This window comes from Burkholderia arboris (assembly GCF_038723655.1).
GTDB lineage: Bacteria > Pseudomonadota > Gammaproteobacteria > Burkholderiales > Burkholderiaceae > Burkholderia > Burkholderia arboris.
Genome location: NZ_CP109822.1, coordinates 3,040,574 through 3,056,765, shown reverse-complemented (window position 1 = coordinate 3,056,765; position 16,192 = coordinate 3,040,574). Strand labels below are relative to the sequence as shown.

11 protein-coding genes are annotated in these 16,192 nt (G+C 68.6%); 10 read left to right on the top strand and 1 reads right to left on the bottom strand.

Annotated elements, in window-relative coordinates:
- Positions 1 to 101: 101 nt before the first annotated feature.
- The 5 genes from OHZ10_RS31195 (at position 102) to OHZ10_RS31175 (ending at position 6,672) form a co-directional block, all read left to right on the top strand.
- Entirely contained in the window at positions 102 to 2,318 is a 2,217-nt protein-coding gene (locus tag OHZ10_RS31195) for a TonB-dependent siderophore receptor (RefSeq protein WP_155627263.1), read from the top strand.
- Positions 2,318 to 2,581 (top strand): hypothetical protein, encoded by a 264-nt coding sequence (locus tag OHZ10_RS31190; RefSeq protein WP_059239414.1) that lies wholly within the window; start codon positions 2,318 to 2,320, stop codon positions 2,579 to 2,581. Before OHZ10_RS31195 ends, OHZ10_RS31190 begins: the two co-directional genes overlap by 1 nt.
- Position 2,582: 1 nt before the next feature.
- Complete coding sequence (locus tag OHZ10_RS31185) at positions 2,583 to 4,094, top strand: PepSY-associated TM helix domain-containing protein (protein ID WP_342705300.1); 1,512 nt, start codon at positions 2,583 to 2,585, stop codon at positions 4,092 to 4,094.
- Positions 4,095 to 4,116: 22 nt separating this feature from the next.
- The gene (locus OHZ10_RS31180; RefSeq protein ID WP_256087256.1) at positions 4,117 to 5,364 is read left to right on the top strand and encodes a RhtX/FptX family siderophore transporter; all 1,248 of its coding nucleotides are present in this window, start codon (positions 4,117 to 4,119) and stop codon (positions 5,362 to 5,364) included.
- 234 nt (positions 5,365 to 5,598) lie between these two features.
- Positions 5,599 to 6,672, top strand: a complete 1,074-nt coding sequence (locus OHZ10_RS31175; protein WP_059239419.1) for a helix-turn-helix transcriptional regulator — start codon at positions 5,599 to 5,601, stop codon at positions 6,670 to 6,672.
- 17 nt (positions 6,673 to 6,689) lie between these two features.
- On the opposite strand, the gene OHZ10_RS31170 is transcribed toward OHZ10_RS31175, so the two are convergent.
- The gene (locus tag OHZ10_RS31170) at positions 6,690 to 7,868 is read right to left on the bottom strand and encodes an alpha/beta hydrolase (protein WP_342705299.1); all 1,179 of its coding nucleotides are present in this window, start codon (positions 7,866 to 7,868) and stop codon (positions 6,690 to 6,692) included.
- 317 nt (positions 7,869 to 8,185) lie between these two features.
- Here OHZ10_RS31170 and OHZ10_RS31165 point away from each other — a divergent pair, with 317 nt between their 5' ends.
- The 5 genes from OHZ10_RS31165 to OHZ10_RS31145 all read left to right on the top strand — a co-directional run bounded on the left by OHZ10_RS31165 (position 8,186) and on the right by OHZ10_RS31145 (position 16,149).
- Positions 8,186 to 9,631: a serine hydrolase domain-containing protein gene (locus OHZ10_RS31165; protein WP_342705298.1), complete on the top strand. Its 1,446-nt coding sequence runs from the start codon at positions 8,186 to 8,188 to the stop codon at positions 9,629 to 9,631.
- Between the two features lie 189 nt (positions 9,632 to 9,820).
- Complete coding sequence (locus OHZ10_RS31160) at positions 9,821 to 11,308, top strand: M81 family metallopeptidase (protein ID WP_342705297.1); 1,488 nt, start codon at positions 9,821 to 9,823, stop codon at positions 11,306 to 11,308.
- Between the two features lie 130 nt (positions 11,309 to 11,438).
- Positions 11,439 to 12,755, top strand: coding sequence for an MFS transporter (locus OHZ10_RS31155; protein ID WP_155627264.1), 1,317 nt, complete (start codon positions 11,439 to 11,441; stop codon positions 12,753 to 12,755).
- Between the two features lie 360 nt (positions 12,756 to 13,115).
- A complete protein-coding gene (locus tag OHZ10_RS31150) occupies positions 13,116 to 15,446 on the top strand; it encodes a TonB-dependent receptor (RefSeq protein ID WP_342705296.1) in 2,331 nt (776 codons plus the stop codon).
- 25 nt (positions 15,447 to 15,471) lie between these two features.
- Positions 15,472 to 16,149: an energy transducer TonB gene (locus OHZ10_RS31145; protein WP_342705295.1), complete on the top strand. Its 678-nt coding sequence runs from the start codon at positions 15,472 to 15,474 to the stop codon at positions 16,147 to 16,149.
- Positions 16,150 to 16,192 lie beyond the last annotated feature (43 nt).

Genomic DNA, 16,192 nt, shown 5'->3' with positions numbered 1-16,192 from the left:
GGGCCGGCGTGCCCGGAATCGATAGGAAAAGCCCCTCGATCGAAAAATCGCCCGCCGGTTCTAATTGATAATGAGAATGATTATCAAATACGGGGGCGTGAATGCGGTACGAGGTACGGGAACCTGGGAGATCGATGATGAAGGGCGCACGAGCCGCCCGTTTCGGGCGCTGGCGCCCGTCGCTGTATCTCGGCCTGCTGATCGCCGCGCATCCGGCGGCGGCATTCGCCGATGCGGCGCCGGCAGCCGGCGCGGAGGTCAAGCAGGAAGCGGCGGCCGCGGCGCCCGCCGCGGGCGAGCTGAAGGCGATTGCGGTGAACGCCTCGCGCGGCGTGGGCGACGATCCGTCGGTGGCGACTGTCGGCAAGATGCCGCTCGCGTTGCGGGAGATTCCGCAGTCGGTCAGCGTGACGACGCGCGAGCGGATCGACCAGCAGAACCTGTTCTCGCTCGACGAGGTGATGCAGCAGTCGGCCGGCGTGACCGTTCAGCCGTACGTGCTGCTCACCACCGCGTACTTCGTGCGCGGCTTCAAGGTCGATTCATTCGAATTCGACGGCGTGCCGGTCGTGATCGGCGACATGGCGAGCGCGCCGCAGGACATCTCGGTGTACGAACGCGTGGAAATCCTGCGCGGCGCGAACGGGCTGCTGCACGGCTCGGGCAATCCGGCCGCGACGGTCAACCTGGTGCGCAAGCGCCCGCAATACCAGTTCTCCGCGCACGCGAGCGTGAGCGTCGGCAGCTGGGACCGCTATCGCGCGGAAGCCGACATCGGCGGGCCGCTCAACGCGGCCGGCACCGTGCGCAGCCGGCTCGTCGCCGCGTACGAGGATCGCCATTTCTTCTACGACCACGCGAAGCAGGACACGCGCTCCATCTACGGCGTCACGGAAGTCGACGTGACGCGCGACACGTTGCTCACGTTCGGTGCGCAGTACCAGACGACGTCGTCGGTGCCTGACATGTCCGGCGTGCCGATGGCGCGCGACGGGTCGAGCCTCGGCCTGTCGCGCTCGACGTTCCTCGATACCGCGTGGGGCCGTTTCAACTGGGACACGACGCGCGCGTTCGCGTCGGTGGAGCAGAAGCTCGGTGCCGGCTGGAAGGCGAAAGTGAGCGGCGAATACCAGAGCGTGCGCTCGGACCTGAAGTACGCGGGTTCGTTCGGCGCGATCGATCCGGCGACCGGCAACGGCGGCCGGCTGACCGGTGCGGCGTACCAGTTCAGCAGCTACAGCCGCAGCCTCGATGCGAACGTGCAGGGCCCCGTGCATGCGTTCGGGCTCACGCACGACCTGCTGTTCGGGCTCACCTACGCGAACAGCAGCAGCGGGCAGATGACGGCGCCGCTGCTCGGCGACGTGTCCGGCACGCCGGTGAACGTGTACCGCTGGAACCCGAGCAGCGTGCCCGAGCCTGGCATCGGGCCGTACCAGCAGTCGCAGCAGAACGACATTTCGCAGAAGGGCGTGTACGGGCTCGGCCGCATCAAGCTTGCGGAGCCCGTCACGCTCGTGCTCGGCGGCCGGATGAGCTGGTGGAACCAGGACAGCCTCGGCGCGCACTACAACACCGGCCACCAGTTCACGCCGTACGGCGGGCTGATCTGGGATTTCGCGCGCGACTGGTCGTGGTACGCGAGCTATGCGGAAGTGTTCCAGCCGCAGACCAAGTCGATGTGGGGCGGCGGCATCCTGACGCCGGTGAAGGGGCGCACCTACGAGACGGGGGTGAAGGGCGAACTGGCGGGCGGCAAGCTCAACGTGTCGCTCGCGGCGTTCCGCATCGATCTCGACAACAACCCGCAGGTCGACAACGCGCATCCGTGCGCGGGGCCGAGCTGCTACTACGTGAACGGCGGCAGCGTGCGCAGCCAGGGCTTCGAGTTCGAGGCGAACGGCCGCATCACCCCGTGGTGGAGCGTGTGGGCGAGCTACACGTACGACACGATGCGTTACGCGAACAATCTCGCGAACGCGGGGGCGTCGTTTTCGCCGCTGCTGAACCCGCGCCACCTGTTCCGGCTGTGGACCAACTACGACCTGCCGTGGCAGGAGCGGCGCTGGAGCATCGGCGGCGGCGTGCAGGTGCAGAGCAACTACTCGGCGCAGTCGAACGGCGTGACGATGACCCAGGGCGGCTACGCGCTCGCGAGCGTGCGGCTCGGCTACCGCTACGACAAGCACTGGAGCGCCGCGCTCAACGTCAACAACCTGTTCGACCGCAACTACTACCTGAGCCTGAGCCAGCCGGGCTGGAACAACCGTTACGGGGAACCGCGCAACGTGATGCTGACCGTGCGCGGGCAATTCTGATGGCGCTCGGCTGGGGCGCGCGGGCGGCAATCGCGATCGGTGGCGTGCTGCCGGGCGCAGTTGCGCTCGCGGTCACGCTGGCCCGTCATTACCCGGCCGACGGCCTGAACCGGCTCTACGCGGCCGTGCTGCTGACGCTCGTCGCGAGCGTCGCCGCGCTGCTGTGGGTGCTCGTCGCACCCGGAGCGCGGCAGGCCGCCTGGCGCGCGGGCGCGTGGCTCGCGGTGCTCGTGCCGTGCGCGGTGTGCTGGGGAGGGCACTGACATGGACGCTTCGTCGCGTTCGCGCTGGCGCGCGCTGCATCGCGGCGCCGGTGCGCTGTTCGGCGTGGTGCTGTTCGTCGTGCTGTTCAGCGGCACCTGGAGTCTCGCCTTCGATTCGATGCAGGGCTGGTGGCGGCCGCCGCCGGTCGCCGTCGCGCGGCCGACGCTGCCGCTCGATGCACTCGTCGCGCGCGCGGCGGCGCGCGGGGTCGCGTTGCGCGATGCGCGCATCGTGCTGCCGCAGCCGGCCGATCCGGCCATCCGTTTCTGCGACGCACGCCAGGCATGCACGCTCGCGCTCGATCCGGCCACGGGCGAGCCGCTGCCCGACGCGGGACGAGGGGCATTGATCGTCACGCTGCACAAGACGCTGTTCGCCGGGTTTCCCGGCCGCATCTTCGTCAGCCTGTGGGGCATCGTGCTGCTCGTGCTCATCGTCGCGGGCCTGGTCGTCCATCACCGGCGCTGGCCCGACGCGGCGCGCATCCGGCGCGGCCGCGGGTTGCGTGTCGCGCTGTTCGACCTGCACGCGTGGATCGGCCTGTGGGGGACGCCGTGGCTCGTGTTGTTCGCGTTCACCGGCGCGTTGTCGGGGCTCGGCGCGCTCGGCACGGTGTCGCTGGCAGGTGTTGCGTATCCGGGGCAGCCGCAGCGCGCATTCGCCGCACTGCTCGGCGGGCCGCCGCCCGTCGAGGCGGGCGGCCCGTGGCGGCACGCGCCCGAGCTCGACGCGCTGCTGCGGCGCGATGCGACGCGCGTGCCCGGGTTCCGGCAAGAGGCCGTCGTGCTGCATCGCTGGGGCGACGCGAACGCGCGCATCGAGATTGCGGGTACGACTGCGGGCCTGCCGAGCACGGCCGTGTTCGAGCGTCACCTGTATCGCGCGGCGGACGGGCAATGGCTCGCGGACGCCACGTCGCGCGGCCGCGGCTTCTGGCTGCGCGCGTTTATCGCGGTGCAGCCGCTGCATTTCGCGCAATACGGCTGGGTCGGCGCGACGGGCGGCGTGTTGCGCGTGCTGCATTTCCTGATGGGACTCGCCGCATGCGCGCTGTGCGCAACGGGGCTGCATCTGTGGATCGAGCGGCGGCGTGCACAGCGCGATCGTTCGGCCGACGCGCTGGCCGCCGTTGCGGTTGGCGCATGCGGCGGCCTCGTGCTGGCGGGCGGCGTGCTGCTGTTTGCCGGGCGCGCATTGCCCGACGGCGTGCATGTCGATCATGCGCTCGCGATGCTGTTCTGGGCCGTGTGGGGCGGCGCGATTGCGCTCGCGGCCTGTGTGGCCGAGCGCGCGGCATGGCTGCGCGTCCTGATGCGGGCGGCCGGCGCGGCATACGGGCTGGCCGGCGCGACGCATTGCGCGATTGCGCTGCTTGGTGCCGCCCACCCGGTTTACTGGCCGATCGACGCGGCACTCGTCGCATTCGGCGCATTGCTGCTGCGGTCGGCTCGCCGTCCGCGGCGCGACGCCATGCAGGCCGCGCGCGTGCCGGCCGGCGCCGATTCTTTTTAACCTCATGCAACTGGAGACTTCGATGCGCGATCTGCTCGAACATCGCCGCCTGGTCATCACGATCACGCTGCTTTACCTGTCACAGGGAATTCCAATCGGTATTGCGATGGACGCGATGCCGACACTGCTGCGCCATGACGGCGCGCCGCTTCACGCACTTGCGTTCTTGCCGCTCGTCGGGCTGCCGTGGGTCGTGAAATTCCTGTGGGCGCCCGTCGTCGACAACCGCTGGTCGTCACGCATCGGCCGGCGGCGCAGCTGGATGCTGCCGATGCAGGCCGTGGTCGTGCTGTGCCTCGCCAGCCTCGCGCAGATCGGCATGACGGTCGCGACGGCCGGGTGGGCGGTCGGTCTGCTGGCCATCGCGTCGCTCGCGAGCGCGACGCAGGACATCGCGAACGACGGAATGGCCGCCGAGCACTTCAGCGGCGACACACTCGCGAAGATCAACGCGATCCAGATCGCGGGCGTCATGATCGGCTTCTTCGGCGGCGGCGCCGGCACGTTGACGCTGATCGGCCTGTTCGGCCAGCAAGCCGCGTTTCTCGCGCTGGCGGCCGTCCCGCTCGCGAGCCTGGTCTGCGTGCTGTGGGTATTGCCGCGCGACGCGGATCGCGCGCGCGCCCGGTCCGAGCACACCGCGAGCCTCGTGCGCTTCGCGAAGCGGCCGCGTTCGTGGTCGCTGCTGTCGCTCGCGCTGCTGTCGGCGATGACGGCCGTATCGGGCTTCGGCCTGTCGAAGCTGTTCCTCAACGATGCGGGCTGGACGCTCGACGCGATCGGGAAACTCGGGATGGCCGGTGGCGTCGTGACGGTCGTGCTCGGTTGCGGCGGCGGCGCGTGGCTCGTGCGGGGGCTCGGTTTGTGGCGGGCGTTTACGGCAGGCGTGAGCTGTGCGGGGGCCGCGGCATTGCTGTGGTTCGCGCAGGCGAGCGGATGGCTGCCGGTGTCCGCGTCGTGGGCGTGGCTGTGCACGGTGCTCGGCTCGCTGGCGACGGGGATCACGTCCGTATCGATCATGACGGCCGGCATGCGCTTCGCGGGCGGCAGCGATCAGGCAGGCACCGACGTGACGGCCGTGCAGAGCACCCGCGATCTCGGCGAGCTGATCGCATCGTCGACGATCCTGTCGCTGACCGCGAAGGTCGGTTACACGGGCGGGTTTCTCACGGGCGCCGGGCTGGCGGTGCTGGCGGCGTTGATCGCGATGAAGCTGCGGCGGCGGGAGGCCGCGTATGCGGTGAAGGGGGACGACGTGCTGGTGTCGTGACGGGCGCGGCGCGGCCGGTGTCGCGCCGCGCCGGACGGGTTGCGGCAGGGCGGGGGCGTGGAGCGTGAGGTGGCCGGTCGGGACCGTTGCTGCTTGCCGGTAGCGGGCCGATTCGGGGGTAAACATGTTCTTTGCGTCGTATTTCCGGCTTGATATAAAGAAGCGTTGCCGCGATCGCAAGAATCGCGCCTCGCTTCCGGCAGGACGCGGGGCGGCCACCGGAGTCCCGCGCCGATGTTGCAGAACCTGTATTCCCCGTACCTTGACTACGATTCGCTGAGTCGCGATCTGGCCGTGCCGGCCACGAACCTGTCGGTGCCGGATTTTCCGTCGACGGAGATCCGGCAGATCGGCAACGGACATCACTATCGCGTCGACTATGCGAACGCGTACGCGGAAGGCCGGACCGAATTTCACGCACAATCGCCGGCATTCTGGATGACGTCCGTCGACGTCAGCTTCGCGGGCGTCGTGCGGCGGCGCACGCGTGGACAGAACACGCTGCGCATCCGCATCGCTCGCTGCGGAACCGGGTCGTATTCGGTGGCCGGGCGCGAGATCGACCTCGACGGTCCTTCGATGATGCTGGTCGCGGAACCCGACGGCATGCCGGCGGGCGACGTGATCGAGCGTGGCCACCATCAGGTGACGAGCATCTACCTGCACCGCAGTGCGCTGAGCGCGCTCTACGCCGGTGCGGAGGACGCGCTGCCGACCCCGCTGCGGCATTTCGTCGAAGGTACGCTGAGGGAGTCGTTCATGCACGCGGCGCCGATTTCACCGGTGCTGTTCGACTGCTTGCAGAGCATTGGCGACTGCCCGCTCGACGGCCGCAGCCGGTCGATCTACCTGCATGGGCGCAGCCTCGAGATCGTCGCGCATGCGATTGATTCGGTCTCCGACGCCGTGCAGCATGCCGATGACGACGCCGGGCGCGGCGAGGTGACCCGCATGACGCGGCGCGCGGTATCGAAGGCGCAACTGGTGTTGCAGGAGCATTTCGCTGCACCGCCTTCGCTCGACGCGCTGTCGCGTCAGGTCGGGCTGAGCCGCAGCAGCCTGTGTGCCGGGTTTCGCACGCTGCTTGGCAAGAGCGTACACGAATATGCGCACGAACTGCGCATGCAGCAGGCGCTGCGGCTCCTGCGCGAGCCCGGCGTGCCGGTCACCGATGTTGCATACGCGGTAGGCTACAACCATCCGAGCAGCTTCTCCGTCGCGATCCAGAAGCGGTTCGGCATGTCGCCGCGCGAGTTGCGCGCGCGCGGCGGTTCGGTGGCGGCCGAACGCCCGTCAACCTTCGATTGAGCGGCAGGGCGCGTGCGTCAGGCGACGCACGCGTGCATGCGCAGCATGCGGTCGACCACCTGCACCACGAACGCCGGCGATTCGTACGGGAAATTGTGACCGTTGCCGGCCGGCGCGTGGATCAGCTCGCTGTGCGACGACGTCGACAGATAGCGGCCGCGCAATGCGGTCATCAGCGCGAGATAGCGCGCGAAGCCGGCTTCGTCGACACCCATGCGGCGATACAGCTTGTGCCTGTCGGCGGCGTTCTCCGGCCGCATCTCCAACGCGTCGCGCGGGGTGACGACGAACACCGGCAGATCGCCGAGCTCGCCATCGTGAACCAGCGTGTCGAAGCCTGCCCGCGCGCTGCCCGCGATGCTCAGCTCCGACAGCGCGGATGCGGCGCTGAAACCGGCGCGCGCATGCATCTCGATGCGCGCGGCGCCGAGCGCCATCGCGTCCGCAAGGCAGGTCCTGACGAGGTCGAGCAAATGCCTGACGGCGGGCTGGCGCCGGCCCAGCACGTCGAACAGATCGAGGTGGATGCCGAACAGGTGCAGCAGCCCGCCGAGGTTGCCGCCCAGCACCATCGCGGTGGGGCGCAGGCACGGCGGCGCATAGTTGAAGAAGTCGGGATGCGTCGCATCGAGCAGCACGAGGCCGCGGACGAGATTCGGATGGCGGCGCGCGAGGTTGGCGACGAGCAGGCCGCCGAACGAATGGCCGACGAACACGAACGGCCCGTGTTCGCCCGCGCGCTGCAGCGCCTCTACCACTTCTTCGACCTCGCGTGCGGTCGAGCGAGGATACGGGCCGGCTTCGCTCCAGCCGCTGCCGGGCCGGTCGATCAGGATCGAGCGCGTCGTGTCGCGAAACGCCAGATGCAGATGATGCAGCACGAGGCCGCCCATGTGGGCACCCGACATCCACACGATCGGCGGCAGATCGTTCGCGCGGCCTTCCGCAAGGACGTGGATGCGATGGCCGCCGGCATCCACGAGTTTCCCGGGAGGCGGGCAGGTCTTGCGCAAGCGCGCCAGGAACGCGAGGTGATGGAGCGCGCCGGCCGCGAGCGCGATGCCGACGACGAGTACGATGCCGCCCGTCACGCGCAGGCCGGTGCACGCGAGCACGCCGCCCGCGCTGCCGATGGCGAACGCGATGGGCAGGCCCGCCCAGTCGCGACTCAGGAAGGCCGGAAGCCATGTGCGCATTGGAATTCCCCGATTCCGCAAGAACTTGAAGGGGCGGCGGCGAGCGATCGCATGCCTGCCCGTGGACCTCACACCATAACCGACGCATCGGTCGCGCGCTTTCGCTGTCCGCCACGGAATTGTCGGGTGCGTCCATCTGCCTGCGCGTGCGGGGGTGATGCTTGCCGGCCCTGCCCGCGGCAGTCGCGCGCAAAAGCATTCCGGCCGCTGGCAAAAGGACGCGGTGCGGAACGCCCTTACATTGGCGACATGCGTGCCTGCCACGATCGATGTCGCGGCGCGGGGCGACGCACATTTTCTTACCATGGAATCCGGCTATGCAAATCCTGAGGCACCAGCTTGACGACCTGCTTGCGAACGCCGTGACCGGTCGGGCGACGGCCGGTTATGTCGCCGGCGTCTGGCACCGGGGCGAACAGATCGAACTGGCGCACGGCGTCGCGAACCTGAACACCGGCGCGGAGATGACCGTCGATACGCGCTTCCAGATCGGTTCGGTTACCAAAGTGATGACGACGCACCTGTTGATGCGTTACGTCGAGTCGGGCCGGATCGGCCTCGATGATCCGGTCGTCGCGCACCTGCCGTCGTTCGCGCTGGCCGAGCCGGCGCGCGCGCAAGGTCTGTGTATCCGGCATCTGCTCAATCACACGAACGGCATCGATGCCGACGGCTTCAGCCCGATGGCCGAAACCGGCGCGGGCGCGACGCGCGACTTCGTGGATCGCCTGTCCGGCTTCGGCACGCTGTTCGAGCCGGGCGAGACGATCCACTATTCGAACCCCGGCTTCGTGGTGGCCGCGCGGCTGATCGAGGTGTTGTCCGGCAAGCCGTACAACCAGGTGCTCGAAGAAGCGCTGTTCCGTCCGTGCGGGATGAACGAATCGTGCACGTCGGCCGAGCAGGCGATCCTCCATCGGCATGCGGTGGGGGTGTTTGCGAACGCGACGAGCGGCGCGTTGCAGGCCACGCATGCGTACCTGTTGCCGCCGTCGCTGGCAGGTGCCGGTTCGACGCCCATTTCAACGGTGCGGGACATGCTCGCCTACGGGCGCATGCATCTGGCCGGCGGTTCGATCGACGGCACGCGGATCCTCGCGCCGGAGACGATCGCGGCCATGCAGGCCGTGACCTTCGATTCGGGGCGCCCGTGCGTGCCGCCGATCTGCCTCGGGTGGTGGAAGGTACCGGTGAGCGGCGTGACCGTGTACTGGCACGGCGGCACGACGTACGGCACCACGTCGAGCTTCGCGATCTGTCCCGAGCTGGATCTCGTGGTGTTCACCGCCGGGACGGGCCCCGGCGCCAGCCCGCTGCACGACCAGGTGCTGCTCGCGACGCTCGCGCATCTCGGGCACGACGCCGCGATGCCGTTCGAGCGGCGCGCATCGACCCGTGCGCTGTCCCGTTACGCGGGCCGATACCGGCATTACCCGATGCGCCTCGCGTCGGTGGCGGGAAGCGAGCGGCTGTCGGTCGAAGCGTACTGGACCGAGATGGATGCCGACAGCCGCCGGGCCACGCAGTGGCCGAGCAGTGGCGTGGAAGCGGGTGATGGCGAGACGCGCTTCGCGTTCGACGGCGGCTCGACTTACGTTCTCGAACTGGCTCAGCTGGCCGATGACCTGTTCGCGCCGCCGGGGACGTCCGATGCGCAGCTCTGCGGGATCAACGGGCGGCTGGCGCTGGTGTCCTTCCGCGGCGACGGCGACCGGCCGCTGGGCGTGCATACACGCTTGCGCTATCTGAAACGCGAGGACTGACGCGCCCCGGGCGGGCGCCTGTCCGCTGCATCCGATGGATGTCGCCAGGCCGGACGGCAGTCGAAATTATTTCGTCATGCAGATTATTAGGGGAGGCACGGATTCGTGATGCCGATGCAGATCATGACGTCTGCATGACCGCCTGGCCGTGTTTCACCGACCGATACTCAACACCGAGCAGGAGTGACCATGCGTATCTTCGTTGCCGCGCTAGCGCACGAGACCAATTCCTTTTCCCCGATTCCGACCAGCCTGCACTCGTTCGAGGAGCGCACGCTGTACCGGCCGGCCGGCGGCGTGCCCGACGAGCGGGCGGACGAACTCGTCGGCTACGGCACATTCGTGCGCGAGGCGCGTGCGCGCGGCCATGAGGTGAGTGCGTCGATTTTCGCGTTCGCCGAACCCGGCGCACCGTGCTCGCAGCAGGATTACGAAACGCTGCGCGACGAGATCCTGGACGGGCTGCGCGGCGCGCAGCCGGTCGACATCGTGCTGTATCTGCTGCACGGCGCGCAGATGGCGCAGGGGTACGACGATTGCGAGGGGGACCTGCTGGCGAAGACGCGCGCGCTCGTCGGCCCCGACGTCGTGATCGGCGTCGAGCTGGACCTGCATGCCAACGTCACGGCGGCGATGCTCGACCATTGCGACATCCTGCTCGCGTGCAAGCACTATCCGCATACCGACTTCGACGAACGGGCGGTCGACCTGATCAACCTCGCCGAACGAGCCGCGCGCGGCGAGATCCGGCCGACGATGCACTTCGAACGCGTGCCGATGCTCGGCATGTTCTTCACGACCGAGCCGCGCATGGCGAGACTGAACCAGGACGCGGCGGACCGGGAGGGGCGCGACGGCATCCTGTCGGTGTCGCTGATTCATGGATTTCCGTGGTCCGATTTCCCGGATACGGGCGCCGGCGTGCTGGTGGTGAGCGACGGCAATCGCGCTGCGGCAAGCGCACAGGGCCGCACGCTGGCACGCGAACTGGCGCACGGCTTCGTGGCCGTGCGTGACGAGACGCACGCGCTGCGCCTGCCGATCGAGCGCATTCTCGACGAGATCGAAGCCGCATCGCCCGACGCGCCCGGCCGGCCGTTCGTGATTGCCGACACGGCCGACAATCCGGGCGGCGGCGCCGGCTCCGACTCCACGTTCATCCTCGACGCCATCCTCGAGCGCGGTCTGCGCAACGTGGCGATCGGCATGATCTGGGATCCCGTCGCGGCGGTGTTCGCGCGCGACGCCGGCGTGGGCGCGACGATCGCGCTGCGCCTCGGCGGCAAGAGCGGTCCGCGCGCGGGACGCCCGCTCGACGTGGTCGCCCGGGTCCTGGCCGTCGATGCGGGGTTGGCGCAACGCGACGAGACGTTCAAGTTTCCGGGGCCCGGCCTCGGCCTTTCCGCGGTACTGGACATCGACGGCGTGCGCGTGGTGGTCAACTCCGTGCGGCAGCAAACCTACAGTCCGAGCTGCTTTTTCGATCTCGGCATCGACCTGCGGCGTTGCCGCATCGTCGTGGTGAAGTCGACGCAGCATTTCCAGGCACTGTTTGGCCCGCTGGCACGTGCCATCTACTACTGCGATACGCCGGGATCGCTGAGTCTCGACTTCAGGGCCGACGACTACGCACGCCTGGCGCGCCCGATGTGGCCTTTCGACGAAATCACGGCATGACCCTACCCTGACCGTCAGGCAGTCGAGGTCCCGCGGACGCCGGCAAAACACTGCCGGCCGTTCGCGAAAGTTTTGCCGCAGTCAAGCGGCTATTGTCTATGGGCAGGATCGTCAGCGGAGGAGACGCAGCGTGTTAAACGAAACAACCGGTCGATCGCCGTCATTGTCGCGCGCATGGTTTGCGCTGGCCGTGCTCGCGCTGGCCGCGATACTGGGCATTACCGACCGTCAGATGCTGACGCTCGCCGTCGAGCCGCTCAAGCGCGACCTGCAGCTCAGCGACACCAGCCTGGGGGCGATCGTCGGCTTCGGCCCCATCCTGTTTGGCGCGCTGGCGTCGCCGCTGCTCGGCTGGCTCACGGACCGGGTCGACCGGCGCTGGCTGCTGGTCGGCTGCGTGCTCGTGTGGAGTGCAGGCACGGCGCTTTGCGGCCTCGTGACGCAAGGCTGGATGCTGTTCCTCTGCACGCTGACACTCGCGGTGGGCGAGGCGGGGCTCGGGCCGGTCGTCTACAGCTTGTTGCCCGACCTGTTTCCGCCCGCGCTGCGCACGGCGGCGAACACGATCTTTTTCGCGGTCGCGCTGTTCGGCGCCGGGCTCGGCATCGCCGGTGCCGGTGCGATCTTCAGCCTGGCCGCGCCGCTCGCGCACGCGCTGTCGATCGAACCGTGGCGGCTGGCGTTCCTGCTCGTCTCGATACCGGGGCCCGTCGTCGCGTGCCTGTTCGCGCTGGTCGGCCATCCGCCGCGCGGCGGCACGGCCGGCGTGCGCGAACGCGTGCAGGAGACGCTCGTGCACTATTGGCGGCGCTCGGGCACGATGCTGACGTGCCTGATCGTCGGCTATGCGATGGCGGCATTCTATGTCGGCGCGATCCTGGGCTGGGCGCCGGTTGCACTGATTCGCGACTTTCACGTCGACGTCGCGCAGTCGGGGCTGTACAGCGGCATCGCGGTGGGCGGCGGGTCGGCGCTCGGCCTGCTGGCGAGCGTGCTGGCCGTGCGATGTCTGCGGGCGCGCTGGGGCCGGCTGTTGCCGGTCGTGATCGGTTGCGCGATGGCGCTGCTCGCCGCACTGCTGCTGTTGAGCCTGTCGTTCGCGACGAGCGCGCCAATGCTGCTCGCGTGCATGATAGGCATCATCGCGGTCTATATCTGCGGGGCCGCGCTGACACCGACGCTGTTGCAGGACATCGCGCCGCCGCATTTGCGCGGGCGCGTCGTCGGTACGTCGTCGCTCGTCACCTATGCGTTCCAGGCGGTGTCCGTGCCCTCGGTGGGAGCGATCTCCGATGCACTGAACGGCGCACCGTACGCGTTGCTCAAGGGCATCGCGTGGCTCGGCGTGCCGGCCGCCGTCGGCAGCGTGATCCTGCTGGGTCTCGTGTTGCGTGCCTTCCGTACCCGTTTCGAACCGCGCTGCGAAGTCGGCGCGCAGGCGCTTTAACGTCGTCATCCGCGCGGCCGTCCGGCCGCCGCATCGCCGCACGCGGGCCAGCCGTGCGTGATGTGTCTTTCGTGCGCGCCTGCGCGCGAAAGGCACGCTTCATCTTCTTCCTTTCCCGCATTCCACCCCGGTTGCCCGATTGCCGCACTGCACGCCGCGTCCGCTTGCGTGCGTGCTTTTTGCGCGATCGGCAGGACGCGATCGGCCGAGGACGGTAGCCAATGTTTTTCGGCGTTGCGCAAAAGCAGCGGCCGATTTGGCTGCTTACCTTGGAGTCATTCGGACGGGCGGTCCGCACGCCGGACGGCTCGGGAAGTCGGACACGTCCGCTTACGTTCAGACAGACAGGAGGAGATGCAGATGGCAAGCAAGAAGGGCGGGGGCGCAGTGGAGTCGACGATATTCAGGCGTACGCTGGTTGCCGTTTCCGTCATGCAGATGTTTCTTGCCGCATCGGGCGCGTGCGCACAGACCGAACCCGCGCAGACCGGCACGCAGCCGCCCGCGTCGGCTGCCACGCAGAACGCGGCGCCCGCCGCGAGCCGCGATGCGCACGGCAGCGCCAGGGGCAGCGCCGGCAGCGCGGCAATCACGCTCAATTCCGTCGAGGTGACGGCCAACCGGCGCCGTGAGCCCGCGCGCGAAGTGCCGATGAAGATCGACACGCTGTCGAGCGACGCGCTGCAGAAGTCGGGCGCCACGAAGCTGAGCGACTACCTGTCGACGCAGCCGGGCGTCGGTTTCAACAGCGGGGGCGGCCCCGGCCAGGGAACGATCTCGATGCGCGGTGTGACGGCCGGCAAGGACGTCGGACCGACCGTGGGTGTATACGTCGACGATACGCCGCTCGGCTCGAATACCGTGTCGGGCGGCGGGGCCGCGCTGGCCCTCGACATGGGGCTGCTCGACCTGAACCACATCGAGATCCTGTTCGGGCCGCAAGGAACGCTGTACGGCGCGGGCGCGATGGGCGGCCTGTTGAAATACGTCACCAACCAGCCCGATACCGAGAGCTTCTTCGGCACGGTCGGGACGACGTTCTCGTCGACCTGGCACGGCGGTCTCAACAACACGACCAACGTGGTACTGAACCTGCCGCTGAAACAGGACGTCGCCGCGCTGCGCATCGCCGCGTTCAACAATCACGACGGCGGTTACGTCGACGCGACGGGCGCGGCAGCCGGCACGCGCATCAACCGGAGCGACACCACCGGTATGCGTGCGTCGCTGCTCGTGACGCCGACGCGCAAGCTCACGTTCCGATTCACGGCCACGATCCAGAACATCAACAGCAGCGGGCAGAACTACGTCGACTACGGGATGGACGGCCGGCCCGCGTACGGCGCGTTGACCAAACTGCAGGATGCACCCGAGCCGTATCACCAGAGCAACCAGTTCTACACCGCGAATGCCGAATACGATTTCGGCTGGGCGCGCCTCAATGCAATTTCCGCGTACCAGTCGCTGCGTACGTCGACGACGCTCGACTTCACGCCGTTCTATGCGCCGATCCTCGCGGCGGGCGGACTCGACGTCAGCACGGTCACGCCCAGTTCCACCGTCGGCACCAACAAGGTGACGCAGGAACTGCGGCTGACCTCGCCCGGCAACCGGACGCTCGAGTGGGTCGCGGGGCTTTATTACGATCATGAGCACAGCACCACCGTGCAAGCCTATCGTGCGACCGCGGGCGGCCAACCGCTCGGCGATCTGGAGAAGCTCGGCTATTCCGGCAGCTACCAGGAATTCGCGGCCTACGGCGACGTCACCTACAACGCCACGTCGCGCATCGCGCTGACGGCCGGCATGCGCATTGCCCACAACAGTCAGGACTACCGGCAGGAGACGTCCGGCATGCTCGTGCCGACGCCGTTGTCCGCGCCGGGCGCGTCATCGGATACGAGCAAGACGTACATGTTCACGGCCAGCTACAAGCTCACGCCGACCAGCAACGTCTATGCGCGCGTCGCGAGCGGCTATCGCCCGGGTGGCCCCAACAGCATGGCGGTCAGTGCGGTGACGGGGCAACTGATCGCCGGCAATCCGACCTACAGGCCCGACACGCTGTGGAACTACGAAGTCGGTTACAAGGCGGACCTGCTCGACAACCGCGTGTCGGTCGCGCTGTCGGCCTATGACATCGAGTGGCACGACATCCAGCAGTACGGGGCGGTGGACGGCGTCGCGCAGCTCGTCAACGCGGGCAATGCGCGGATCAAGGGGCTGGAGGCATCGGGCGTGGTGCGGCCGACGTCGGCCCTGTCGTTCAACGCGTCGCTTGCCGCAATCGACGCGTACCTGACCAAGGGGTCGCCGAGCGTCGGCGCGCGCACGGGCGACCGTCTGCCGAACACCGCGAAGTTCGCGGCATCGCTGGGTGCGAGCTACCGCTTTCCGCTCGGCCCGTGGTCGGCTGTCGCCGGTGCGACCGAACGCTTCGTGGGCGAGCGCCATGCGAGCTTCGCGGGCGCCACGGGCTCGCCCGATTTCGTGCTGCCCGCCTATGCGGTCACGGATCTGCAACTGGGCGTCGACCTGCGCTACGCGAGCCTGTCGTTCTTCGTCAGGAACCTGTTCAACCGCGAGGGCCTGCTGTCCGCCAACACGAGTTATGTGCCGCTCGGCGGCAACGTGTGGGCGTCGGTGATCCAGCCGCGCACGATCGGCGTGCAACTGAGCGCGCCGTTCTGACGCGCAGACGATTCGAGGAGGTTCCATGTTTGCGCAACCCGCCCCGGCCCGCCGGCCCGCCGGACAACCGCGCCCGTACGGGCAGGCGAGCGGCCATCCCGTGCGCCGCTACGGCGGCATCGCGGCTGTCCTGCTGCTGCACGCGGCGCTGATCTATGCGTTGCTGAACGGTCTCGCCAATCGCGTGACGGAGATCGTCCAGCACCCGGTCGACGTACGGATCATCGAGCCGGTCAAACCGCCTCCGCCGCCCCCGCCGCCGAAACCGGTCGTGAAGGCGCAGCCGTCGAAGGTGGTGCCCTCGCCGCGAATGTTCGTGCCGCCGCCCGAGGTGCCGGTCCACGCGCAGGCGCAGTCGACGCTGGCGCACACGGCGACCCCCGTGGTCTCCGCCCCTGCGCTGCCGGCTGCCCCCGCGGCACCCGTTGCGCCGAGCCACGAAGTGGGCGTCGTGTGCCCGAATTCGGAGCAGGTGCGCGCATCGCTGCGCTATCCGCGAGAAGCGCTGGAAAACAACATCACCGGCAACGTGCTGGTGGAGTTTGTCGTCGATGCGGACGGCCGCGTGTCCGGCGAGCGCGTCGCGCAGTCCGCCGACCCGATCCTCGATCGGGCGGCGCTGGCGGCGGTGAGGCGCTTCAGCTGTATCGCGCAAGGGCAGGCGATACGTGTGCAGGTGCCGTTCTCGTTCAACCTGAACTGACCGGTGCGTTTCGCGAAAACCGGCAGCCTGGGTGCCGGATGCA